The following is a 22,888-nucleotide window of genomic DNA, read 5'->3' as shown; positions in this document are numbered from 1 at the left end:
CAGCTGGGGGCTACTCTCCCGACCTGGTTGTTTTTGTATATAATACTAGTGGCAGCGGCAGTTAGCTCACCAGTCGGGGGTCGTCGAGCGCGGCGTCGACGGCCCAGGTCACGAGACACGCAGTGAAGGCAACGGTGCCGAGTTTGCCACCGGAGCCGCCGAAGATTGGGGAGACCCCGACGTAGACGAGGCCGCTGAGGAGGCCAGCGACAGCGACGAGTCCGAGCGACGGCAAGCGCGTCTCCGAAACCATGCCGACGAAGGAGCCAGCGAAGGCCGCCGTTGCAACGACGCCGCCGAGTTCGGGACCGAACGCTGGCGGGGCAAGCAAGCCGGCAGTGAGGCCGACGACGGCGGAGCCGACGACCGCACCATGGTCGTAGCAGACACTGAGTAAGAATGCAGCGACAGCACCGACAGTCGCGGCGACGACGGCCGTCACGGCAGGCCCGGCTGCGAGCGCGCTCGCAGGTGCGTACGTGTACGACGAGGGAACAATAACAGCCGTACAGCCGACGAACGCTGTCGTTCCGAGTTTCCCACCGAAGCCGTTGAACACGCGCGTCGCGAGCACGTAGATACCCGCGGCGACGAGGCTCGCGAGGGCGACCGGACCAAGCGTCGGCAGAACCGCGGTTGAAACCATGCCGACGAAACTGCCGCAGTAGGCGGGCGCGGCCTGTTCGCCGACGGTGAGTGCGGCTATCAGTCCGACGAACGCCGAGGCGGCGACCGGGCCCTGGCCGAGCGTGGTGGAGATGAAAAATGTGAGTGGACCGGCAACAGCAACAGCGAGTGCGTCGGCGGCGTCACCGGACTCGAGACGTGCAGTATCGACAGTCGCACTGAAAAAGGCGTCACGGAACTCACGGCGGCCAGCATCGACGGTAACGGTTCCAAAGAGACCGGCAGTGCCAACGGCGACAGCCGTCGGGACCCGCCCGTTTCCGAGGTGGAACACCGCAAGCGCGACGAACAGCGTCGCTGCAGCGGCGTAGAGGCTCCCGGCGAGCAACTGGAGCGGCCGCGGCACGTACACGTTCGAGACCCGGCCACTCGCGGAAATATGTCCATCGGTCTGCGGTGGTGTCTACCGGTCGAGGGACTCGATGGCTGCGTTGAGCAGGATACCAGCAACGACGTAGGTTCCGGCTTCCCCGACAAGATTGACTTCCGGGTCACCGTACGGTGGGAGCAGGTCCACTTCGAACTGGTTGCCAGTCGGGCGAACGAGCGGCCGCACGTCGTCTATGCTCTGGTAGACGCTGCTTACTGGTCGAATCATAGCGAGACTGTGCATCGATTCCACGGACAGTGTAATAAATTGTATCCTAAAATAAATGAAAATTCTAGCCGGCAAAAACCAACAGAGGCCCGACGAGAGCGTAGTGGTTCTCGGTAAGCCAGTCCTATTTTTGTGATCCAACACGGTACAGCAATTGGCTCTCTATAACAAAACACGGTCCAGTCGTGGGTACAAATCCAATGGCGCAACAAGAGACGGAAGTAGCCAAGGAAGTCGGAAAGCGGACCGGCCGGGACCCAATTATTCTCGCGGCGATCGGATCGGTGCTCCTGTCGTGGTACCAGTTTTACGTCCGCGGAAACAAGGAGTATGGGCTGTTCATCGGTCTGTGGCCACCGACCATGCTGGCCTTTTCGAACGCGCTCCGTATCAACGAGATTAGCCGCAAGGTCGAGAGTTCTGCGAGCACGCTGTTCGACCGGTTGCTGCAGTAACAGACAGCGCGTCGCGTTCTGTTTTTGTGGTGCCCGGTCGCTGCGACTCGTCTGCGAATCGCGTGGGAGCGAGTTCCCACGGTGTTTGACTCCAGAGGAAAACGGTTACCTCGCTTCGCTCGGCACCGCGACTCGCGTGTTCAAATCCCATGATGGGCGTTGTCACTCACGGGTGGTTGCGAGCACACGCGAGGCGGTGCTCGCCGTATCGTTCGCGAGAAAAACGCCAGGACTGGGATTTGAACCCAGAATCCCGGAAGGGAACACGCTTTCCAGGCGTGCGCCTTACCGTTCGGCCATCCTGGCACGCATCAAACGTTCTGCGGGAGAGCGATTAAGACCTTTCGTTCTGGACCAGCCGTGGTCGGACAGTGTGGGCGAGTGCTGTTGTCGTCCCCAGCACGACGAGTGCACCGACGCCCATCGGCGCAATGCCGAGGAACTCGTCGGCGACGAGGTGATAGCCCTGAGCGAGCACGAGAAAGGCCATCGCACCGACGAGTCCCCACAGCAGACTGGATTTGACGCGAGGGTCCATCAGTTCGCGACGACGGCCGCAGGAAAGTAAAACTCACCGTATGGCCGTCACGTCAGCCAGCGTCTCCGCGATGGCAGCCTGGTACGATTCGGGTGAATGCCCAATCTGAGGAATCCACACATCCTGATAGGAGGGATGAAGGAGGGGGACGACGGTCACGTCGAGAGCGGGGCACGCGAGCGGGTCCAGAACGCTGTCGAGGAATCCATCGAGCGCGTGGTCGGTCAGTGCCAGCACCGATTTAGTGGCGTGTTTGCCGGTCGTGACGACAGCATCGGGGTCGACCTGCTCGATCTCCTTTTCGAGGTAGGGACGGCAGTTGGCCCGCTCTTGGGACGTCGGTTCGCGGTTCGACCCCTCTCCATCGGCGGGAAAGCATTTGACCGCGTTCGTAAAGTAGCAGTCCGGAAAGCCGGCATCGGTGAGCAGGTCACGGACTCGTCGGCCAGAATGGCGCGAGGTGTAGGCCATTCCGGTCCAGTTGCCACCCTGCCAGCGGTCGGCATCGGGGTCGCCCGCGCCCGGTGCCTCGCCGACGACGACGATGCTGGCGTCGCTGGGGCCGTTACCCCACGAGATGCACTCGCGGTGCTCGACGAGTTCGGGACAGCGCTGGCAGTCCTCGACGAGTGAGTTTGGCGAGTCGGGAAACCGAACCATCGGGTTCGACTTAGGAATCGGCGAGTTTGTCGGCGTGTTTGGCCTCCATCTTCTCCAGTTTCGGCGGAATCTGCATCTGGCAGTAGGGCTGGTTGGGGTGTTTCTCGAAGTAGTCCTGGTGTTTGTCCTCGGCGACATAGAACGTCTCCAGCGGTGCGACTTCGGTGACGATGCCACTGTACTCACCGGTTTCTTCGAGGTGGTCGATGTAGTCCTCGACAATCTGACGTTGCTCGTCGTCGTGGTAGTAGACGCCAGAGCGGTACTGCGAGCCGACGTCAGGACCCTGCCGGTCCTCAGTCGTCGGGTCGTGGATCGTAAAGAAAACCTCCAGCAGGTCTTCGTAACTGATTTTTTCGGGGTCGTAGGTTATCTGGACGGCCTCGGCATGGCCGGTGGTCCCAGCGCAGACTTCCTCGTAGGTAGGGTCATCGGCGTGGCCGCCGCAGTAGCCGGAGGTGACCGATTCGACGCCGCGGACACGCTCGAAAGCGGCTTCGACACACCAGAAACACCCGCCAGCGACCGTCGCCTGTGCTGTTGTCATGAGACGGTGTAGGCGCTCGGCCCCTAAAGCGACTGCGCCAACGTGGTGGGGTTACTCCTCGTCGCCGCTGTATCGCTCGTCCAAGAGGAGGAAAATCAGTAAGACGACAGCGGCGACGAGTGCCGCGAGACCGTTGTCCTCGGTAATCGTCGCAGTAACCGTCCCAGAAAGCAAGACGACGAGGCCGATAACCATCCCTCGAACGGGAATCTGATCCAGAGGGAGCGAAACCATACAGGCACTCCACGAGCACCCCAGATAAGCGTTGGTTTCACGAGCGCGGGGCGGATACCGATTGGCCTTTACCGACGGCACCGGATGGAGTGGATATGAGCAGCCACGACGACGCCGACGGCGAGGGGCCGTCGCGCTTTGGGTCCGTCGACGACCAGTACGACCCACACGCGGTCGAGGACCGCGTCTTCGACTACTGGGAGGCCGTCGATGCCTACGAGCAGACCGTCGAGCACCGCGCCGACGAGGAACCGTTCTTTTTCGTGGACGGGCCGCCGTACACCTCCGGAGCCGCCCACATGGGTACCGCCTGGAACAAGACACTCAAGGACGCCTACATCCGCTATCTCCGGATGCAGGGCTACGACGTGACCGATCGACCGGGCTACGACATGCACGGGCTGCCCATCGAGACGAAAGTCGAGGAGCGCCTGGATTTCGACTCGAAAAAGGACATCGAAGAGTACGGCGAGGAGAACTTCATCGAGGAGTGCAAGGACTTTGCCGACGAGCAACTCGAAGGACTGCAGGACGATTTCAAGTCCATCGGCGTCTGGATGGACTGGGACGACCCCTACAAGACCGTCTCACCCGAGTACATGGAAGCCGCCTGGTGGGGGTTCAAGCAGGCCCACGAGCGCGGTCTCGTCGAACAGGGCAAACGCGCAATCAACCAGTGCCCCCGGTGTGAGACTGCCATCGCGAACAACGAGGTCGAACGCGACGAAGTGGGCGCGCCGTCCATCTACGTCAAGTTTCCACTCAGCGAGGCGCAAAGCGCCTCGAATGCGAGCGGTGAAACCGCGAGCCGCGAAGGCAACCTCGTCATCTGGACGACGACGCCGTGGACAATCGTCGCCAACACGTTCGTCGCCGTCGACGAGGACCTGACGTACGTTGCCATCGATGGAACGAGCGGTGGCGAGACAGAGCGAATCTACGTCGCAGAGGCCGTCGCCGAGGACGTGGCCGAGTGGGCCGGGTACGAGGAGTGGAACATTGTCGAAGAGCTCTCCGGTGAGGACCTGGTCGGCTGGGAGTACGAACACCCGCTCCAGGACGAAGTGCCCGAATACCCCGACTTCGAGGGTGCAGGGCAGGTGTACACCGCCGACTACGTCGAAGCGGACCGAACAGGATTAGTCCACTCCGCACCCGGGCACGGTGAGGAGGACTTCGAGCGCGGGCAGGAACTCGGACTCGACGTCTTCTCGCCGGTCGGACCCGACGGCGTGTTCACCGAACAGGCTGGTGCCTTCGAGGGTCAGTACGTGCGGGACGCCGATGACGACGTGATTGCGACGCTGGACGAACACGGTCTCCTCCTGGCGAGCGAGGAGGGACACAGCATCAACGAGGGTCACTGCTGGCGTTGCGATAGCGAGATTGTCCGCATCGTCACCGACCAGTGGTTCATCACCGTCTCCGATATCAAAGACGAGCTATTGGAGAATATCGACGACAGCGAGTGGCACCCGCAGGAAGCCCGCGACGAGCGCTTCCGGAACTTCGTGGAGGACTCGCCCGACTGGAACGTCTCACGGCAGCGCTACTGGGGGATTCCGATTCCGATCTGGACGCCTGAAGACGCTGAGAATCCAGATGCAGACGAGTGGTTCGTCGTCGGCGACCGCGAGGAGCTGGCCGAACTGGTCGACCAGGACGTCGACCCCGACGAGGTCGACCTGCACAAGCCGACCGTCGACGACCTCACAATCACCGAGGACGGAACGACGTACACGCGCGTCGCGGACGTCTTCGACGTGTGGCTCGACTCCTCGGTGGCGACGTGGGGGACGCTGAACTACCCCAGCCAGGAGGAGGAGTTCGAAGAACTGTGGCCCGCCGACCTCATCATGGAAGCCCACGACCAGACCCGCGGGTGGTTCTGGTCCCAGCTGGGGATGGGCAGTGCCGCACTCGGTGAAGTGCCGTATCAGGAGGTGCTGATGCACGGCTGGGCGCTCGCCGAGGACGGCCGGAAGATGTCGAAATCCATCGGCAACGTCGTCACGCCCCAGGAAGTCATCGAGAAACACGGTGCGGACCCGATGCGCCTGTTCTTGCTCTCGGTGAATCCGCAGGGCGACGACATGCGCTTCTCGTGGGACGAAATCGAGAACATGCAGCGCGATTTGAACATCCTCTGGAACGTCTTCCGGTTCCCGCTGCCGTACATGCGACTGGACGACTTCGACCCCGGGGAAGTGACCGTTGACGATGCACAGTTGGAGACGGTCGACGAGTGGATTATCTCCCGACTCCAGGCCGTCAAAGCAGAGATGGGCGAACAATGGGACGACTACCGCCAGGACCGCGCGCTCGACGCGCTGCTTGAGTTCGTCGTCGAGGATGTCTCGCGCTTCTACATCCAGGTGGTCCGCGAGCGGATGTGGGAAGAAGAGGAAAGCGACTCCAAACAGGCCGCCTACGCCACGTTCTACCACGTGCTCACGGAGGTCATCGCGCTCTTTGCGCCGTACGCGCCGCTAGTCGCCGACGAGATCTACGGCACGCTCACCGGCGACGCCGGGCACGACACCGTCCATATGTGCGACTGGCCGGAAGCCGACCCGTCGCTGCGGGACGCGGCGCTCGAAGACGACATCGAAGTCGTGCAAGCGGTCGAGGAGGCGGGCTCGAACGCCCGCCAGCAGGCAGAGCGGAAGCTCCGCTGGCCCGTCCCGGAAGTCGTCGTCGACGTGCCGGACGACCGGGTGGCCGACGCCATCGAGCGCCGCGCCGACCTCATCGCCGACCGGCTGAACGCGCGCGAGGTGAGCATCGTCGGGCCGGACGAGGGCGGCTGGGGCGAACTCGCTTACTCCGCGCAGGCAGACATGAGCGTCCTCGGGCCGGCCTTCGGCGACGACGCCGGACGCATCATGGGTGCGCTCAACGAGGCCCGCATCGACGAGCCGACTCTCGCCACGCTGGAAACCGCCGTCGAGGACGCGACCGGCATGGACGTGGACCTCACCGACGAGATGGTCGAGTTCGTCACCGAGACCCCGGAGGGCGTCTCGGGTACCGAGTTCGAAGCACTCGACAGCGCGGGCGTCGTCTACGTTGACACCTCGCTGACCGAGGACATCGAAAGCGAGGGGTACGCCCGCGAAGTCATCCGCCGGGTCCAGGAGATGCGCAAAGACCTCGATCTGGACATCGAGGAGGAAATTCGAGTCGATCTCTCCATCGACGATTCGCGTGTTGAAGAGCTTGTCGAGGAGCACCAGTCTCTTATCAAAGACGAGGTCCGAGCAGTAGAGATCAGCGAGTTATCCGACGGCCACCGTCAAACATGGGACGTGGAGGGTGTCGAAATGAATATTGCCATCGAACCTGCCGCATCCGCTGAGGCTGCCGAGTAGAACGGACCTGAGCGAAGCGAAGGTCCGTCTTTTTCGCCCACGTTCGAAAGAGCGCAGCTCTTTCGCAGCCCGGCAGAACTCTATGAGTTCTGCGGACGTTTTTCGAGGAGTGGTTCCCGCAGCGAACACAGTGAGCGAGGAAACCCGACGAAAAAAAAGGTGGCAGCGAGATTCGCAAAGACCTCGATCTGGACATCGAGGAAGAAATTCGAGTCGCCCTTGACGTGGCCGACGAACGCGTCGCCGATCTTGTTCGAGAGCACGAGCGTCTCATCGCCGAAGAGGTCCGTGCCGAGTCGTTCGGTGCCGTCGACGACGGCCACCGCGAAACGTTTGACGTGGAAGGCATCGAGATGACGATTACAATCGAGCCAGTCGCGGAATCGACGACGTAGGAGGAGTCCGCGTCGACACCGTCCCGTGTTACCGACCGTATTGTCGGTCAGCTATTCTACTTCAGTCTGTGGACGGCAGCCTCCTGGTGGAAGAGACAGCAACCCAGCGAGTGGTCCCTCTGTGTGCCTTACGCCGTTCTGAATAGTTTCCCCAAATATAGGATTTACATATATAAGTTTATAGTTACTATTCTCTATTGATATATAGTGGGGCTTGAGAGATTGTATGACATTTCTGAGCCCATAAATGTGAGTTTTCAGCATATTACACCTCATAAAAAGTTGCACCCCTTCAAAATGAAGGAGTATAGTATTCCACACTTAGATCGCTTCATAGGTACTTTTAGTGCGTTATAACTCATCTTGAAATAATACGAGGTGAACATAAAGAACAGTCAAGTTTAATATATTTATATATACCATCCATTTTTTATACATTAAATAGAGTCAGTCAAAGGTGGGAAGCCACGAGCCAACATTACATCTATATGTGCGTAATCCACCTCAGTCAGTTACCGAACAGCTGTTCATCCATGCAGAACAGTCACGAGTACGTCGCCCGAATACCGATGACGCGGGCGGACTGGGCGACCATCTCGGGAACCTCCTCGTGATACCACGAGCCGTTCATTCGCGTGGTGGGTCCCGAGACACTGAGCGCCCCGAGAACGCGGTCATCGTCGTCGGCGAGAATCGGTGCGCCGACAGCACGCATGCCGACAGTCCGCTCTTCGTCGTTGAACGCATATCCCTGTTCGGCGATCTCGTCCAGTTCTGTCCGCAACGCCTCGGTGTCGGTGAGGGTGTTCGGGGTCTGTTCGGCGAAGTCGTCGCGGTCGAGAATCGCATCGAGACGCTCGTCGGAGAGGTGTGCGAGATAGGCCTTCCCGACGGCGGTCGCGTGCAGATCGACGACGGTTCCGATGTGCGAATCCGTCCGGACGGCCTGGTCGGCCAGCGACTGGTAGACGTAGATGCCCACACCGTCTTCCTCGACCATCACCTGTGCGCGTTCACCGACCGCCTCGACCAGACTATCGGTCTCCGGCTTGGCGACGTGATAGAGGTCGTGGCGCTGGCGCGCGCGGTCGCCGAGTCCGAGAAACTGAAGTCCGAGCCGATACTCGTCGCCGTTCTTGACGACGTATCCCAGCTTTCGGAGCGTCTGCAGATGGTTGTGCACCGTGCTCTTCGAGAGTGACAGCGTCTCGGCCAGCGCGGAGACGCCACTGCCCTGCTCTGCAGCCAGCTGTTCGAGTATGGCGAACGAGCGTTCAGTCGAACCGACTGATGCCCCGTTTGGTGTGTCTTCGGTTGGCATAGATACGGGTATGTGCGTGTAAGTGAAAAGAATGTCGCTCGCGTTCTGCTTTGCAGAACAGCTGTTCAGCTTTACTGAGTCAGCGCAGCCGTCGTCGTGCGGACTGGTCGGTCGACGACCGTTTCGAGTGCGTCGAGCGCGTCTGTGACACGGCGTTCGGGGAGTCCGTGCGCGAGCAGTGTGCGGTTGCGGTCACGGTACTCAGCTTCCGGCATCGGATCGCGGTAGTCGCCGCGCGGGTACTCTCGCTCGCCCGTCAGTGCAGTTCCGTCTGCGAGTTTGACCTCGACGCTTGCGCCCCACGAATCGGGGAACGCGGCCTCGTAGGCGTCGTCTTCTCGGAGTTCGACCAGCGAGGCAAGACCGAGAACCGTCTCGTCGGCGAGCGCCTCATCGGTGAAGTGGTCGAGGTCGACGCTGCCGTCGTGGAGATACCGCGCGAGCACGTACGGCGTGGAGAACTTCCCGCCGGTCATCGTCGTCGGTTCGTCGTGGTCCATGTCAGTCGCGTTGGCGAACGTCGAGACGGTGACTCGTTCGACGGCAGCCGAGTCGATATCGTGCCCGTCGACTGCGTCACGGAGTGCATCGAGCGGTGGATGAGTGTACCGACAGGACGGATACGGCTTGACGTAGTTCTCGGCGATGGCCCACTCCTCGCCGAGCGTCTCGAACTGGCTCGTGAACCCCTCGGGAAGCATCTCTTCGAAGGGGTCATAGACCGATTCGATAGCCGCGAGCGAGCCGCCCAGCCCGGCGACGCCGGTCAGTGCCGCCGTCACGCCGACCTGTGCCGAAAAGCCCGCCGTGAAATTACGCGACGGCGCACCTTCGGCGTACGGGTCGTGCATCGAGACGACCGCGAGGTTCGACGCGATGCGGAACGTCTCTCTGAGCTGGTCGGCGTCGGCCCCGAGACAGAGTGCACTCGTCACCGCCGGGCCGACCGTCGTCCACGTCGAGTGGGGGTTCCGGACGAGCCATGGGATGGCGTCGTTCATGCGGTCTTTCATCGCGAAGATAGCGCGTTCGAGACGCACACAGATTTCGTAGGCCCGCACGCACGCGTCGACGAACGTCTCGCCGTCGACGTGCTGAGTCTCCGCGATTGGCAGCCCACCGGCGACGATGCTCGCGCCGACGTGCCCGCCGGTGTTGTGGCCTTCCTCGATTTCCTGTGCGATGGCCGCTGCCGTGTTGACCAGCGCCGCCTGTGCTGGGGCGACCTGTCGGTTGGTTCCGAGAACGGACGCGGCGCCGTCGGCGAAGTCGGCCTCGCTAGCGACCTCGGCTATCGAGGGGACGGCAGAGCCTGCGACGGTCGCCGCGAGCACGTCTGCAACGGTCCGTCGGCCGTGTTCGCGCACGTCGTCGTCGAGCGGGTCGGTGAGAAAGTCGTTGACCAACCGTTCCCACTCGCGAGTGTACTGAGTTGCCATACGAGAGGCGAGGGGGGCAGTCGGCAAAAGCGTAGGGGGCTATCGCTGGGCCAGCGTGCAGAGCACGCGCGGGGGTTCGAGCGCTCGTGCGCTCTCCCAGAGCGTTCCTGCGCGGTCGGGGCCGATGACCGGCCCGACGAGAGTGTGGAACTTCTCTTCGAGCCTGGCCTCCGAGATGGGGTCGTGGTCGCCCCCTTTCGGTGCTACAATCTCCCTGCTGAGTGTGCCGTTGCCCGCCTCGACGGTGACGCGCGCACCGCGCTGGTCGGGCGCGCGGGCCGCGATGTCGTCGTCGACGGTGACCGTGACTCGCTCGGCCAGTGCCTTGGCCTCGGGCGTAATCGCGTCGGCCTCGAACGAGCTAGGGCTCGTCTCGCCCGTCAACAGGGCTGTCGCGATGGCAAACGGGATCGAGAACTTCGCCTGCAACTGGTTTCGCGGCCGCGTCTCGGTCAGCCGTGCGGCGGCGGGATAGGTCTCGACGAGCACCGACTCCACGTCCGCCGGGTCGATGTCCCCGTCGAGCGCGGTGAGCGCGTCCAGCACTGGGTGGGTGTACCGACACGCCGCGTGAATCTTGAAGTAGCCGTGTGCCAGCTCCCACCGCTCGCCAAGGTCCGCCGACAACGCCGCTGTATCCACCTCGTCTGCTGCTGCGAGGCCGAGGTGGCGAACGATGCCGTCGTCGAGCCCGGTGAAGCCGGCTTCGGCCTGGTCGACCGCGACGAGCGCGGAGAGGTTGCTCATCCCGGCGTAGGCGTTCCGGACGGTCGCACCCTCCGTCGCCGCCTCGAAGCGGGTGTGTTGGGCGTAGTTCGCGGCGATGGCCATGGCCGTCCGCGTCGTCTCCGGGTCGAGGTCGCGCGAGCGGGCGACTGCGGCCGCACCGCCCACCGCGCCCCAGACGCCGTGGGGGTGATAGCCCGATTCGAGCGTTCCGAGTGCGCGTGCGGTCCGGACAGCCACCTCGTAGCCCGCGACGAACGAGCGGACGAACGCCTCGCTGTTCCCGTACCCGACTTCCGCATCGGCCAGCAGTGCCGGTAACACGTGAACGGACGGGTGGCCGGCGGCAAAGCGATGGCCCTCGTCGAGTTCGAGGACGGTCCCGGCAGCGCCGTTACAGAAGGCCGCCAGCGGCGGTGCCGTCTCGGTGCCGTCGGTGCCGAGCACCGTCGCAGTGCCAGACATCGTCTCGGTCCAGCGCCTGGCGAGCGAGCGAGTCGCGTCATCGGTCGACCCGCCAACGATGGCGCCGAGGGTGTCGGCGACAGTCAATCCGGTCCGATCCCGAACGGCGTCGGGGATGTCCTCGTAAGTGAGTTCGGCAGCGAAAATCGCGAGGTCGTGTTCAGCTGTCATCGGAGTCGAGCAGGCCGGTGTGTTTTCGGAGTAGATCGCCGAGCCGCGACGGCCAGGAGACGACACCCTTCGGGCTGTACAGCACGATTGCGATGAGGACGATACCGTAGACAGCGTTGTTCAGTCCGGAGATGTCGAATGACTGACGGACGAACTCGCTGACCGGCGTGACGATGAACGCACCGACGATGGGACCGAGGACGGTCCCGACACCGCCGACGATGGCCGGCAGGAGTACCTCGACGTTGACGAGCAACTCGAAGACCGTGTCCGGCCGGATCGTGTTGAAGTACATCGCCCAGAACGCGCCGGGCCACGCCGTGAAGAAGGCACTCACGGAGATGCCAAGCAGCTTGTACCGGTAGGTCGGCACGCCGATAGCCGAGGCGGCCTGTTCGCGCTCGCGAATCGCGAACAGGTAGTAGCCGAGCTGTGACCGGTTGATGACCAGCGAGACGGCAGTCACGATGACCAGGAACCCGAGGATGACGTAGTAGTAGGGCAGGTCGGTCACGAACTGGAACGCCGCCAGCCCTGGCCCATCGGCGTACTCCCGGGCGAGTGGTCTGAAGTACCCGCTCGCACCGCCGAGTGTCGCGACGTTGTTGAACGTGTACCGAAGCAGTTCGGCGAAAGCCAGCGTCGCCAGCGCGAAGTAGTGGCCTTTCAACTCGTACCGGAACGTGAGCGCACCGATGAGCAGCCCGTAAACGGCTGCCAAGACGCTACCGATGAGCATCCCGACCCACGGCGAGATGCCGAAGTCGCTGGTCAGGATGATGGTCGTGTACGCCCCGAGACCGAAGAAGGCCGCGTGCCCGAAGGAGAACTGCCCGGTGTAGCCGGACATGATGTTCCACGCCTGGGCGGTCGTCGCCCAGATGAGCGTGATGATGAGCATGTTGAGGCTGAGCCAGCCCAGCGGCGCGTAGCCGAGGACGGCGACCCGCCGGAGGACCGGCAGGGCCGCGAGAATGACGAAGGTCACCGCCAGCAACACCGGCAGCGCGTACCACTGTCGCCGGAACTGGTCGTACCGGTCGATAGCGCGGGTGAAGAGGTTACTCATCGGCCGACCCCCCGAGCAGTCCTTCCGGTTTCACGAGTAACACCAGAATAAAGACCAGGAAGATGACGACCTGGTAGAGCGAGCCGTCCAGGTAGAACGACCCGAACACCTGGAGAAACCCGACGACGAGCCCGCCGAGGAACGCACCGGGGAACGAGCCGAGTCCACCGAGCACGACCACGACGAAGGCGTTGATCAGATATCGGTCCCCGAGGAACGGGGTAAACGACTGGAACAGGGGCACGACGGCCCCGGCCAGTCCGGCCAGTGCAGCACCGATACCGAACGTGAGCGCGTCGATTCGGGGGACGTTGATGCCGACGTACTGCGCGCCGTCGCGGTTGTCGGCAGTGCCCCGGATTGCGCGCCCGAGCATCGTCCGCTGAAGGAAGAGGTACGTCCCCACGAGCGCGACGAGTGCGATGATGAGCGCGTAGAGCTGTCCCTCCGGGATAAACACGCCGGCGACGTCGAACGAACCGAGGTCGAGGTCGAGACTCCGCGGATCCGACCCGAAGATTATCTCGATCGTACTCACCAGAATCAACAACACCCCGAAGGTGACGATGAGCTGGTTTTCCTGTGGGGCCTCGATAATCGGTGCGATAGTCACCCGGTAGATGCCTGCCCCGAGCAGGAACAGCAACAGGACGGCAAACGGGATGACGAGAAACGGCGAGACGCCGGTCGCCTCCGAGATGTACAACAGCGCGTACATCGCGACGACCATCAACGCACCGTGTGCGAAGTTGATGACGTCCATCACGCCGAAAATCATCGTCAAGCCGAGTGCAACGAGCCCGTAGATGCCGCCGAGCAGGACTGCGAACACGATCAACTGTGCGAGAATCGGAGCGTCCGGAACCGAGACGCCGACGACCGAAAACGGTCCGCCAGCGTCGAACAGGCCTGTCGCGGCGACAGCGGCCACTCCCTGAGTACAACCGCCAGACAGGAGACAGGAAAGCATATGAGCGATAGTTAGAATTGCGGCTCAGTCTCTGCGAATTCCTCGGGAGCGACGACGCGGTCTTCGAGGTCCTGAACCTGGAAGAGCGGGGCGAGTGCGTTTTCGTTTTCGCCGTTGTCTTGGAAGGTAATCGGCGGCATCGCAGCGACGTGATCCTCGACGGTGATTTCGCCGAGCGCGTCGTTGATGTCTTCGGGGTCTGCCGACCCTGCCTCCTCGATTGCCGCGAGGATGACTTCCGTGGATGCGTAGGTCATCGCCACGTTGGCGTCGAAGCCGGAGTCGTACTCTTCCTCGAAGCGCGAGCGAACGTCGCCGGCACGCGAAGAAGTCGGGTCGAGCGCGAAGTTCGTCGCAAATCCACCCTCGGCCGTCTGGCCCATCTCTTCGAGTGCGCTGACGTCGTTCATCGCCGCGTTCGAACAGCCGGCCAGAATCGGCGGTCGGTAGCCCTGGTTGTCCATCGCGCTCAGCAGTTCGATGGTCCCGGGGCGGTACGTCGTCGCGATGATGGCGTCGGGGTCCTCGTTCCGGAAGCTGGTAACCTGCGTGTCTGCGGTCTCGCCGAAGCCGATCGACTCCTCGGCGACGACTTCGACGCCGTTGTTCGGGAGTTCTTCCCGGAGCGTGTCGCGGATGGACTGCCCGAAGCTGATGTCGATATAAAAGAGCCCGGCGGTCTCGATCTCCTGTCCGCCGTCCCGAACCACCTGCGGCAGGAGGTTCGCACTGTCGACGCCCATCTGTCGGGCTGACGGCTGCGGTCGGTACGCGTAGTTGAGGTCGGTATCCTGCAGGATGGAGTTTGCGACCGACACCGAGATCACGAACGGAACGCGCTCGCTTTCGGCGGTCCGCGTCGCTGCACTGGTCACTGGCGAGGAGTAACACCCAGTCAGGACATCTGCGCCATCGTCGATGAGTTCCTGTGCGACCTCGCCACCCAGTTCCTGTGCGCCCTCGTTGTCACCGCTGACGACGCTGACCTCAGCACCGTCGAGTGATTCGATGCCGCCGTCCTCGTTTTTCATCATCGCGGCCAGCTTGACCGCCTGGTCCATCCGCTCGCCGGTGTTACTGAGGTCACCGCTGAGCGGGTGGTTCGACCCGATGACGACCTCGTCGGTCGAGCCACCGTCGGTCGACGTTCCGTCCTGAAGCCCACAGCCGGCGAGTGCGCCGGCGACGCCAACTGCACCACTGTATTTGATAAACGACCGTCTACTGACACCACTAGCGGGATTGCGTCCCATACAGAGCTATTGTGTGACCGGTACACATATAGTTTGTTGAGAAACGTCGTGATATTTGCCAGCGGGGATACGTCAGTCGAGACCGAGATACAGTTCGACCAGATCGTCCTCGTCGGTGAGGTCGTCCGGGGACCCTTCGAACTGGAGCTGGCCCTGTGCGAGAATGTAGACGTAGTCGGCGACCCGGAGCGCTTCCCGGACGTTCTGTTCGATGAGCATCACCTGTGCACCACTGTCGACGAGCCGTCGCGTCATCTCGAACACCTGGTCGATGAGCGACGGGGCGAGTCCGCTGGATGGCTCGTCCAGCAGGTACACCTCTGCGCCGGTCATCATCGCGCGACCGTAGCTGAGCATCATCTGCTGGCCGCCCGACAGCGAGCGCCCGCGTGCGTTCAACTTGTCTTCGAGTTCGGGAAACGCCGCGAGGACGTCGTCGAGTCGCTCCTCACGAACGGACTTCTCGTCGACAGTGTACCCGCCCAGCAGGAGGTTCTCCCGAACGGTGAGGTTCCCGAAGATACCCCCGTCCTGCGGGAGCATCGTAATGCCGCGTTCGACGTTGTCTGCCGGGGAGTTCCGGGTCACGTCCGTCCCGCGGTGGCGAACCTGTCCCTCCCAGGCGGGGACGACGCCGGCGAGCGTCTTCAGCAGCGTCGATTTCCCCGAGCCGTTGGGACCGAAGATACAGGTCACGCCGTCGCGACTCTCGACGGAGACACCGTCGACGATGGTGTGGTTTCCGTAGCCGCTGACGAGGTTTTCGCCGACAATCCACGGCTCGTCCTCGGCGTCGGCCGCAGTCCCGGTGGCGACGTTCGCGACGCTGCTCGCGGCCGCGACCGCGCCGCCGGAGCCACCGGCCGATGTCGCTTGCCCGTCGACAGCGGCAGTCGGCTGCTGTCCGGCACCGGACTCTCCGCCCGCTGGGGACTGCTCGTCGTCATCCCTCGCGATGAGCGTCTCCAGTGATGCGTCGTGTTCGGCACTGGCTCCGAGATACGCCTCCCGAACCCGGTCGTCGCTGGTCACCGATTCGAAATCACCCTCGACGATGACGTCACCCTGGTCGAAGACCGTCACACGGTCACAGATGTCCGCGATGACGCGCATGTCGTGCTCGATGATGACGAATGTCGTCCCGCGGTCGTTGAGCGTCTCGAGGTGTTCGAGCAAGCGATTTCGCAGCGATGGGTTGACGCCGGCCGTCGGTTCGTCCAGCAGGACACACGCCGGTTCGAGCATCAAGATTCGGCCCAGTTCGAGCAGTTTCTCCTGGCCGCCGGAGATGCCGCCGGCCTCGCTGTCCGCGATGTGGTCGATCTCGAGCAGGTCGAGCAGGTCGTCGGCCCGCTCGCGCTTCTCGGCGGGAATCCGGAGGCCAGACCCCAGTCCGTCGGTGAAGACGGCGAGCAGGTTCTCGTGGACGGTGAGGTCCTCGAAGGGCGATGGAATCTGGAACGTGCGGCCGAGGCCGCGGCGGGCGATACGGTCGGGGGTCCAGCCGGTCACGTCCTCACCGTCGAACCGGACGGTGCCGCCGTCGGGCTGGTAAAAGCCCGTGACGGTGTTGAAGAACGTCGACTTCCCCGACCCGTTCGGCCCCATAATCCCATGGATGGTTCCCTCGTCGACAGTCAGGGAGATCCCGTCGTTGGCGACGAGCGAGCCGAACGTCTTCGTCAGCTCCTCGGTCTCTAGGAGTGGGCGAGTCACAGTTGTACGTCTCCGTACAGGAGAATAAACGTTTTCCCGTTCGAGAGTGCCACCCACGGCACCGGTGAACGAGCACCCCGCGTTACTCGACGGTCGCCCGGCCGCCGTCGACGAGAATCGTCTCGCCGGTCACGAACGACGCGGCGTCGCTGGCGAGAAAGCCGACGACGCTTGCGACCTCGTCTGGGTCGCCGAGTCGGTCGAGCGCAGCCAGGTCTCGAAAGCGCTCACGGGCCGCGTCGTCATCGGCGTACGGCTCGGTCATCGGCGTCTCGATGAAGCCCGGCGCGACGGCGTTGGCACGGATGCCGTCTGGTCCCAGCTCCGCGGCGAGTGCGCGCGTCAATCCCTCGAGTCCGGCTTTCGTCGAGGCGTAGCCGGCGCGTTCGCTGGCGCCGATCTGACCGTAGATAGAGGACATGTTGACGATTGCGCCGGCGGTCTCACGGAGATGCGGGACGGCGGCGCGAGCAATTTCGAACGGCGCAGTGAGATTTATCGCGACCGAGCGGTCCCAGCTCACGTCGTCGTGAGCAGATATCGACCCACGCTCGACGATACCAGCGACGTTGCCGAGCACGTCGATGCGCCCGGTGTCGGCCGCGCGTTCGACCAGCGCCGCGACCGCCGCGCTGTCGGTCACGTCGGCGGTCAGGGGGTCGAACATCCCAGCCAGTTCGTCACAGGCCGCGGCAGTGCCGGACTGGTCGCGCATGTCGCCGCCGACGACGGTCGCGCCGCGCTCGGCGAAGTACGTCGCACACGCCCGTCCGATGCCGCGAGCCGTGCCGGTCAGCAGGACAGTTTTCCCTTCGAACGAGTCAGCGAGTGACATCGGTCACTCCCCGAGCGACTGGCGGGCGTGAATCCCAGCGAGTCGACCGAATCCCATCGCGGTAGTGAGGCCGTTGCCCGAGAGGTAGCCGTCCGCACCGTGGCCGCTGATGCCGGTCGCGCAGCCGCCGCCGGCGTAGAGGTTGCCCACAGTCGAGTCGTCCTCGCGGAGCACGCGGCCGTGTTCGTCGACGACGAGGCCGCCCTGTGTGTGAAAGAGCGAGCCGGTGACCTGCGTCCCGTAGAACGGCGGGGAGAGGGTGTTCCGGCCGTCCAGCCGGCCGACCTCGTCGGGTTCGTCGGCCTCGACGGCGGCGTTGTAGGCCTCGACGGCCTCGCGGGTCGCCTCAGGGGCACAGCCGAGTTCGTCGGCGAGGGCTTCGACGGAGTCGGCGCTGACGTACGAGCCGAGATCGACGGCGCGGTCGAAGTCGTCGAACTCGCCCTGGAGTTTCTCGAAGATGCGCTCGTCGAAGATCTCGTAGGCGACGCCGTCGGGCTGGCGGACTACGTCGAGTGCGAACTGCGAGTACCCCTTCGACTCGTTGCCGAAGCGCTCGCCGTCGACGTTGACGAGGATGCCGCCGTTCATCACGACGGCGTACGTCGAGAGCGCGCCGGTGCCGCGAACCACGGTGGCGTGGCCCTGATACGCGTCCATTGAGGCGAGTTCGCCGCCGAGTTCAGCTCCCCAGCGGATGCCGTCGCCGGTGTTGCCGTCCGAGCCGTAGTACAGCGCGTCGGCGATGTCCTCGTCGCAGAACGTGCGGACCATCTGCTTGTTGCCGGCGAAGCCGTCGGTCGCCAGGATGACCTTCTCCGCGCGGATGGCTTCCTCACGGACCGCGCCAGCGATGACGCCCTCGACGGCACCGTCTTTCGCGACCAGTTTCGTGACTGGCGTGTTCGTCAGCAGTTCCGTGTTCTCCTCGGCCTCGATGCGCTCTTTCATCTCCACAACCAGATTCTCACCGTTGCGGCCCGGCGGGGCGTGCATCCGGTACTCGGAGTGTTTCGGATATTTAAAATCATCCACGAGATGCAGCGAGAGGTCCCAGTCGTCGACCAGCCAGTGGACCAGGTCGACGCTGTTCTCACAGAGGTGCTGGACCATCTCCTCGTCGGCCTCGTAGCCGTTCTTCTCCAGGATGTCGCGGGCCATGTCCGCGGGTGTCTCCTCGATACCGACCTCTTTCTGGAGTCGGGTCCCGGCGGCGGGAATCATCCCAGTCGAGAGGGCGGCGTTACCGCCGACTTCGTCGCTTTTCTCCAGGAGGGTGACAGTCAGGTCGTCGTTCTCGCAGGCAGCGAGCGTCGCCGTGAGGCCACACCCGCCGCCGCCGGCAACCAGGACGTCGGTCTCCACGTCGAACTCGACCTCGTCGGCAGAGACGACTTCGGCACTCGCGTCGTCCAGCGTGCGCTGCTGGGGCTCCGGTTCGGGGGATGCCATACCACGGACAATGGAGTGGCTCTGCCTAAATGTACCGGTCACCCCCAGCAGCAGTGGTCATCGTTAGTAGCAGCGCGAGTCAGAACAGCAAGAAAGCCCCAACTGGCTCCACTCCCACGACTCGCTGCGCTCCTCGGCCGTTAGCCTGCGGTGCTTGCGTCGCCGGGGTTCGCGGAGCCAGTCGCCCCTTTCAGTCACACCCGCATAGACTGGTAAATCTAGCGACGGGGCGGGACTGAAAGGGGCAATCCGCTACGGGATGCACGACGACGCAAGCACTGGAGCGAACGAAGTGAGCGAAGCGCACAGCGAGGCGCGCGACCGTAGCGGATTGGGGCTTTCTGGCTGCCGTCATCCGCTTTCTTGCCAACGCAAACACCACCCCACGACCGACAACCCAATTTATGTTCGTCGCCACCAGAACAACTGGTATGTCACGAGCGCCACGTGAGACTGTCGAGGAGTTTTTCGACCGGATGAGCGAAGACGAGGAGCGCGACACCGTCGGCGAACTGTTCGCCGACGACGCAGTCATCACGCTCCCGGGCGAGCGGTTCGAGGGACCGGACGCTCCCGACGAGTTTCTGGCCTTTCTGGCCCCCCGCTACGAGTGGGCGGGCAAGGAGTTCGACCGCTGGATAACCGCCGGCCCACACGTCGTCAGCCTCGGGACCCTCTACGGCGTCGACAACGACGGCGCGGAGTTCGAAGACGTGCGGTACGTCGACGTCTACGAGGTTCGTGACGGACTGATTCAGCGACTGGACGTGTACAACGACCTCGCAGTCGAGGGAGTGGTCGAGTCGTGAGCGAGCGTGTCGACGGGACAGCGAGCGACGACGAACGGGTCGGTATCCTGTTTTCCCTCCGGGACGACCCCGGCCTGGTGGTTCGCGCCGAAGAACTGGGCTACGAGAGTGTCTGGGCCGCCGAAGGACAGGGGAAATCCGCCTTCGGCAAGCTAGAGCGGTGGGCGACCCACACCGACGACATCGGGCTGGCGACCGGCATCGTCAACGTGTTCTCGCGGACGCCCGCCGCGCTCGCGCAGGCGGCCGCGACGCTGGATGCACACTCGAACGGGCGAGCAATCCTCGGACTTGGCGTCGCTCACCCCGGCGTCGTCGAGGACTTTCATGGTGCTGCGTTCGAGCGACCGCTCGCGCGGATGGCCGAGTACATCGAACTCGTCCGCCGATATCTCCGCGGCGAGGCCGAGGGATTCGACGGTGAGTTCTTCTCGCCCGCACGAACGAGTTTCTGGGAGGCCTTCGAACCGGAACGAGCGGCGATTCCCATCTACAACGGCGCGCTCGGCCCGGGCAACGTCCGGCTAACCGGCGAGTACGCCGACGGCTGGCTTCCGAACCTCTACCCGGAATCGCAGTTCGCGGAGGCACAGGAGTGGCTCGCCGAGGGGGCACGGCGGGCCGACCGAGATCCCGCGAGCGTTGACGTGGCGATGTACGTGTTGACGGCAGTCCACGAGGACCGCGAGCGCGCCAAGCGGGCCGCAGCCGAACACATCGCCTACTATCTGCGGGACATTCCGGGGTACTACGCCCGTGCCGCCGAAGAAGCGGGCTTTTCTGACGACGTCGAGGTCGTCCGGGCAGCGCCGACGACGGAGGCTGGGGCCGAGCGCATCAGCGACGACCTGCTCGACCGACTCGCAGTGGTCGGCACGCCAGCGGAAGCGCGGTCGCAACTGGCCGAGTTGCGGGCGATGGGCGTGGACCTGCCGATCGTTCGGGCACCGGCGGGAACCGACAAAGAGTGGGTCGACCGGACGCTGCAGACGTTCGCGCCGACGAAGTGAGGTCACCCACAGAATTATACGACTGCTCGGCATACTGGCGGATGTTCACATGACAGAGCGCATCTGGGAGGACCTGCTTACCGAGCGTGACAAGCAGGTTATCTCCGCAGCCGGATACGACAAGGAGGGTGCATCGTCCTGGGAGTCCAGAGGGATGGGGACCAACCCCATGGTTCTGGTCATCGACATGCAGCGGCTCGTCGTCGGCGAGGACGAACCCATCTTGGACGCCGTCGAGGACTACCGGACCGCGATGGGCGAGATTGCGTGGGACGCAATCGACCACATCCAGCCGTTCCTCGACTTCGCCCGCGAGCAGGGACTGCCGGTCACGTACACGCGGGTCGTCCCGTCGAGTTACGACGACCCCGACCACGAGGACCTCACTATCGTCGACGCTGTCGCGCCCGAAGACGGCGAGACGGTCATCGACAAATCGTACGCGTCGGCCTTCTACGGGACGGACATCCTCTCGCGGCTGGTTCGCGGCGGCCACGACTCGGTCATCATCGTCGGCAACTCGACGAGTGGCTGCGTCCGCGCGACGGCCATCGACGCTCAGCAGAACGGCTTCAACGTCGTCCTCCCCCAGGAGTGTCTGTTCGACCGCATCGAGGCCAGCCACAAGATTGCCCTGATGGACCTCTGGATGAAGTACGCCGAAGTCCTCGAACGCGAGGAAGTCGAGGAGTGGGTCGAGGGGATTAGCGAATGAGACAACTGGAGAACCACCAATGACACACGACCTCGTCATCGCGAACGGCACCGTCGTCACACCTGAACTGGGAACATTCGAAGCGGATGTCGCAGCCGACGGCGACGAAATTTCGGCCATCGCCCGCTCGAAGAGTCTGGAGGGCGACCGGGTTATCGACGCCGAGGGCAAGTACGTCCTGCCGGGCGCTATCGACCCGCACACCCACCACGGCATCTACCGCGGGCTGGAGGCCGACGCCGAGACCGAATCGCGCTCCGACCTGGTCGGCGGGGTGACGACCATCGGCAACTACTTCCGCCGGGGTGGCTCCTACGAGGAGATTATGGACGGCTACTTCGCGGAAGCCGAACCCAACTACTACCACGATTACTTCTTCTCGCTGGGACTGCTCTCGTACGAGCACATCGAGGAGATTCCGTACATCGTCGAGGAACTCGGGATTACGTCGTTCAAGTGGTACAAGAACTACAAGGACGTCGCGCCGGAGAAGTTCGGCGTCGACAGCGAGATGCACGACGACTGGGCCGACGCGTTCATTCAGGCGCTCGCGAAACAGAACGCCCCGACGACGCTGGGGCATCACTCCGAGAACATGGAGATTACGAGCGCGCTCGGCGACAACCCGTATCTCGATTCGGGCGTCGACGAGGACCAGGAGTACCGCGACTACGACGTGCTCGTCGAGCAGTTCCCCGACTACGCCGAGACACAGAGTATGACCGCCAGCGGGTCGCTGGCCCGCCAGCACGACTACGACGACGACTTCTACGCGGTCCACATCTCCGCCGGCCGGACCGCCGACGAACTCGCCATGCTCCACGACGCCGGCTGGGAGATTGCCGGCGAGACCTGCACCCACTATCTCTGTCTGACGAGCGAGGAGTGCGACGAACGGCACAACGTCAACCCACCGGTGCGCTCGAAGGAAGACCAGGAAACGCTCTGGAAGCGCGTCGCCGACGGCACCATCTCCTGTATCGGCACGGACCACTGTGCCAACCTGCGCGAGGACAAGGTCGGCGAGGACGTGCCCGACAGCCTGCCGGGGTTCCCGTCGACGGCAACGCTGCTCCCGCTCATCCTCTCGGAGGGTGTCCACGAGGACCGCATCTCGCTGGAGCGGGCCGTCGAAGTCACGTCGACGGAGACGGCGAAAGCGTTCGACATATATCCGAAGAAGGGTTCGATTCAGGTAGGAACGGACGCGGACCTGACAGTCGTCGACCTAGAGGAGACGAAGACGGTGACGCCGGAACTGCTACAGAGCGGCGCGGACTACTCACCCTACGAGGGTCGCGAGGTGACCGGATGGCCGACACACACGGTTGTTCGCGGACAGGTCGCCTACGAGGACGGCGAAGTCGTCGGCGAACGGGGCCACGGCACCCACATCGACCGCCCCATCTGACGGCCGCGAACTGCGCACAGAGCTGACCATGACAGGATACA

22 protein-coding genes and 1 tRNA gene are annotated in these 22,888 nt (G+C 63.5%); 7 read left to right on the top strand and 16 right to left on the bottom strand.

From position 1 onward, the window contains the following. Positions 1-61 precede the first annotated feature (61 nt). The gene (locus WDJ60_RS04570; protein WP_340098817.1) at positions 62-1,039 is read right to left on the bottom strand and encodes a hypothetical protein; all 978 of its coding nucleotides are present in this window, start codon (positions 1,037-1,039) and stop codon (positions 62-64) included. Between the two features lie 51 nt (positions 1,040-1,090). Then, positions 1,091-1,300 carry a hypothetical protein gene (locus WDJ60_RS04565; protein ID WP_340098816.1) on the bottom strand — a complete coding sequence of 70 codons (210 nt, stop codon included), beginning with the start codon at positions 1,298-1,300 and terminating at the stop codon, positions 1,091-1,093. A 185-nt stretch (positions 1,301-1,485) separates the two neighbouring features. Here WDJ60_RS04565 and WDJ60_RS04560 point away from each other — a divergent pair, with 185 nt between their 5' ends. After that, positions 1,486-1,740, top strand: a complete 255-nt coding sequence (locus WDJ60_RS04560; RefSeq protein WP_340098815.1) for a hypothetical protein — start codon at positions 1,486-1,488, stop codon at positions 1,738-1,740. Positions 1,741-1,964: 224 nt separating this feature from the next. Here WDJ60_RS04560 and WDJ60_RS04555 read toward each other — a convergent pair. From WDJ60_RS04555 to WDJ60_RS04535, 5 genes are all read right to left on the bottom strand, one after another. Beyond that, positions 1,965-2,046 (bottom strand) — tRNA-Ser (locus WDJ60_RS04555). A 28-nt stretch (positions 2,047-2,074) separates the two neighbouring features. Further along, the gene (locus tag WDJ60_RS04550) at positions 2,075-2,278 is read right to left on the bottom strand and encodes a DUF7981 family protein (protein ID WP_340098814.1); all 204 of its coding nucleotides are present in this window, start codon (positions 2,276-2,278) and stop codon (positions 2,075-2,077) included. Between the two features lie 33 nt (positions 2,279-2,311). Then, positions 2,312-2,938, bottom strand: a complete 627-nt coding sequence (locus WDJ60_RS04545; RefSeq protein ID WP_340098813.1) for a uracil-DNA glycosylase — start codon at positions 2,936-2,938, stop codon at positions 2,312-2,314. Between the two features lie 10 nt (positions 2,939-2,948). Beyond that, on the bottom strand, positions 2,949-3,485 hold the full coding sequence (msrA, locus tag WDJ60_RS04540) for a peptide-methionine (S)-S-oxide reductase MsrA (protein ID WP_340098812.1): 537 nt from the start codon (positions 3,483-3,485) through the stop codon (positions 2,949-2,951). Positions 3,486-3,536: 51 nt separating this feature from the next. Next, positions 3,537-3,719: a hypothetical protein gene (locus WDJ60_RS04535; RefSeq protein WP_340098811.1), complete on the bottom strand. Its 183-nt coding sequence runs from the start codon at positions 3,717-3,719 to the stop codon at positions 3,537-3,539. Positions 3,720-3,814: 95 nt separating this feature from the next. Here WDJ60_RS04535 and ileS point away from each other — a divergent pair, with 95 nt between their 5' ends. Beyond that, positions 3,815-7,090: an isoleucine--tRNA ligase gene (ileS, locus tag WDJ60_RS04530; protein WP_340098809.1), complete on the top strand. Its 3,276-nt coding sequence runs from the start codon at positions 3,815-3,817 to the stop codon at positions 7,088-7,090. A 224-nt stretch (positions 7,091-7,314) separates the two neighbouring features. Continuing rightward, the gene (locus WDJ60_RS04525; protein WP_340098808.1) at positions 7,315-7,485 is read left to right on the top strand and encodes a hypothetical protein; all 171 of its coding nucleotides are present in this window, start codon (positions 7,315-7,317) and stop codon (positions 7,483-7,485) included. Positions 7,486-8,029: 544 nt separating this feature from the next. Here the strand turns inward: WDJ60_RS04525 and WDJ60_RS04520 are convergent. From WDJ60_RS04520 to WDJ60_RS04480, 9 genes are all read right to left on the bottom strand, one after another. Continuing rightward, complete coding sequence (locus tag WDJ60_RS04520; protein WP_340098807.1) at positions 8,030-8,806, bottom strand: IclR family transcriptional regulator; 777 nt, start codon at positions 8,804-8,806, stop codon at positions 8,030-8,032. 71 nt (positions 8,807-8,877) lie between these two features. Next, positions 8,878-10,245: an MmgE/PrpD family protein gene (locus tag WDJ60_RS04515; protein WP_340098806.1), complete on the bottom strand. Its 1,368-nt coding sequence runs from the start codon at positions 10,243-10,245 to the stop codon at positions 8,878-8,880. Between the two features lie 39 nt (positions 10,246-10,284). Next, the gene (locus WDJ60_RS04510) at positions 10,285-11,607 is read right to left on the bottom strand and encodes an MmgE/PrpD family protein (protein WP_340098805.1); all 1,323 of its coding nucleotides are present in this window, start codon (positions 11,605-11,607) and stop codon (positions 10,285-10,287) included. Next, a complete protein-coding gene (locus WDJ60_RS04505; RefSeq protein ID WP_340098804.1) occupies positions 11,597-12,676 on the bottom strand; it encodes a branched-chain amino acid ABC transporter permease in 1,080 nt (359 codons plus the stop codon). Before WDJ60_RS04505 ends, WDJ60_RS04510 begins: the two co-directional genes overlap by 11 nt. Continuing rightward, the gene (locus tag WDJ60_RS04500; protein WP_417750430.1) at positions 12,669-13,646 is read right to left on the bottom strand and encodes a branched-chain amino acid ABC transporter permease; all 978 of its coding nucleotides are present in this window, start codon (positions 13,644-13,646) and stop codon (positions 12,669-12,671) included. The genes WDJ60_RS04505 and WDJ60_RS04500 overlap by 8 nt, the downstream gene beginning before the upstream one ends. A gap of 11 nt (positions 13,647-13,657) precedes the next feature. Beyond that, entirely contained in the window at positions 13,658-14,899 is a 1,242-nt protein-coding gene (locus WDJ60_RS04495) for a substrate-binding domain-containing protein (RefSeq protein WP_340098802.1), read from the bottom strand. Between the two features lie 72 nt (positions 14,900-14,971). After that, positions 14,972-16,615: an ATP-binding cassette domain-containing protein gene (locus WDJ60_RS04490; protein WP_340098801.1), complete on the bottom strand. Its 1,644-nt coding sequence runs from the start codon at positions 16,613-16,615 to the stop codon at positions 14,972-14,974. 82 nt (positions 16,616-16,697) lie between these two features. After that, the gene (locus WDJ60_RS04485) at positions 16,698-17,450 is read right to left on the bottom strand and encodes an SDR family NAD(P)-dependent oxidoreductase (RefSeq protein WP_340098800.1); all 753 of its coding nucleotides are present in this window, start codon (positions 17,448-17,450) and stop codon (positions 16,698-16,700) included. 3 nt (positions 17,451-17,453) lie between these two features. Next, complete coding sequence (locus tag WDJ60_RS04480) at positions 17,454-18,902, bottom strand: FAD-dependent oxidoreductase (RefSeq protein WP_340098799.1); 1,449 nt, start codon at positions 18,900-18,902, stop codon at positions 17,454-17,456. Between the two features lie 431 nt (positions 18,903-19,333). Between WDJ60_RS04480 and WDJ60_RS04475 the strand changes: the two genes are divergently transcribed. The 4 genes from WDJ60_RS04475 to WDJ60_RS04460 are packed head-to-tail and all read left to right on the top strand — an operon-like array spanning position 19,334 to position 22,847. Next, positions 19,334-19,711, top strand: coding sequence for a nuclear transport factor 2 family protein (locus tag WDJ60_RS04475; protein WP_340098798.1), 378 nt, complete (start codon positions 19,334-19,336; stop codon positions 19,709-19,711). Continuing rightward, positions 19,708-20,721 carry an LLM class flavin-dependent oxidoreductase gene (locus tag WDJ60_RS04470; RefSeq protein ID WP_340098797.1) on the top strand — a complete coding sequence of 338 codons (1,014 nt, stop codon included), beginning with the start codon at positions 19,708-19,710 and terminating at the stop codon, positions 20,719-20,721. Before WDJ60_RS04475 ends, WDJ60_RS04470 begins: the two co-directional genes overlap by 4 nt. A 49-nt stretch (positions 20,722-20,770) precedes the next feature. Then, a complete protein-coding gene (locus tag WDJ60_RS04465) occupies positions 20,771-21,436 on the top strand; it encodes an isochorismatase family protein (RefSeq protein ID WP_340098796.1) in 666 nt (221 codons plus the stop codon). Between the two features lie 19 nt (positions 21,437-21,455). Beyond that, positions 21,456-22,847: a dihydroorotase gene (locus tag WDJ60_RS04460; protein WP_340098795.1), complete on the top strand. Its 1,392-nt coding sequence runs from the start codon at positions 21,456-21,458 to the stop codon at positions 22,845-22,847. The last annotated feature ends 41 nt before the right edge of the window (positions 22,848-22,888 follow it).

Origin of the sequence: Salinibaculum salinum (genome assembly GCF_037645885.1) — an archaeon.
GTDB lineage: Archaea > Halobacteriota > Halobacteria > Halobacteriales > Haloarculaceae > Salinibaculum > Salinibaculum salinum.
This window is presented reverse-complemented; position numbering and strand designations above follow the sequence as displayed.

Excerpts from the sequence above, each read along its gene's own strand:
- WDJ60_RS04475 (WP_340098798.1), top strand. The coding sequence starts at position 19,334 with ATGTCACGAGCGCCACGTGAGACTGTCGAGGAGTTTTTCGACCGGATG.
- ileS (WP_340098809.1), top strand. The coding sequence starts at position 3,815 with ATGAGCAGCCACGACGACGCCGACGGCGAGGGGCCGTCGCGCTTTGGG.
- WDJ60_RS04520 (WP_340098807.1), bottom strand. The coding sequence starts at position 8,806 with ATGCCAACCGAAGACACACCAAACGGGGCATCAGTCGGTTCGACTGAA.
- WDJ60_RS04485 (WP_340098800.1), bottom strand. The coding sequence starts at position 17,450 with ATGTCACTCGCTGACTCGTTCGAAGGGAAAACTGTCCTGCTGACCGGC.
- WDJ60_RS04510 (WP_340098805.1), bottom strand. The coding sequence starts at position 11,607 with ATGACAGCTGAACACGACCTCGCGATTTTCGCTGCCGAACTCACTTAC.
- WDJ60_RS04545 (WP_340098813.1), bottom strand. The coding sequence starts at position 2,938 with ATGGTTCGGTTTCCCGACTCGCCAAACTCACTCGTCGAGGACTGCCAG.
- WDJ60_RS04465 (WP_340098796.1), top strand. The coding sequence starts at position 20,771 with ATGACAGAGCGCATCTGGGAGGACCTGCTTACCGAGCGTGACAAGCAG.
- WDJ60_RS04550 (WP_340098814.1), bottom strand. The coding sequence starts at position 2,278 with ATGGACCCTCGCGTCAAATCCAGTCTGCTGTGGGGACTCGTCGGTGCG.
- WDJ60_RS04505 (WP_340098804.1), bottom strand. The coding sequence starts at position 12,676 with ATGAGTAACCTCTTCACCCGCGCTATCGACCGGTACGACCAGTTCCGG.
- WDJ60_RS04560 (WP_340098815.1), top strand. The coding sequence starts at position 1,486 with ATGGCGCAACAAGAGACGGAAGTAGCCAAGGAAGTCGGAAAGCGGACC.
- WDJ60_RS04500 (WP_417750430.1), bottom strand. The coding sequence starts at position 13,646 with ATGCTTTCCTGTCTCCTGTCTGGCGGTTGTACTCAGGGAGTGGCCGCT.
- WDJ60_RS04515 (WP_340098806.1), bottom strand. The coding sequence starts at position 10,245 with ATGGCAACTCAGTACACTCGCGAGTGGGAACGGTTGGTCAACGACTTT.
- msrA (WP_340098812.1), bottom strand. The coding sequence starts at position 3,485 with ATGACAACAGCACAGGCGACGGTCGCTGGCGGGTGTTTCTGGTGTGTC.
- WDJ60_RS04565 (WP_340098816.1), bottom strand. The coding sequence starts at position 1,300 with ATGCACAGTCTCGCTATGATTCGACCAGTAAGCAGCGTCTACCAGAGC.
- WDJ60_RS04495 (WP_340098802.1), bottom strand. The coding sequence starts at position 14,899 with ATGGGACGCAATCCCGCTAGTGGTGTCAGTAGACGGTCGTTTATCAAA.
- WDJ60_RS04535 (WP_340098811.1), bottom strand. The coding sequence starts at position 3,719 with ATGGTTTCGCTCCCTCTGGATCAGATTCCCGTTCGAGGGATGGTTATC.
- WDJ60_RS04480 (WP_340098799.1), bottom strand. The coding sequence starts at position 18,902 with ATGGCATCCCCCGAACCGGAGCCCCAGCAGCGCACGCTGGACGACGCG.
- WDJ60_RS04460 (WP_340098795.1), top strand. The coding sequence starts at position 21,456 with ATGACACACGACCTCGTCATCGCGAACGGCACCGTCGTCACACCTGAA.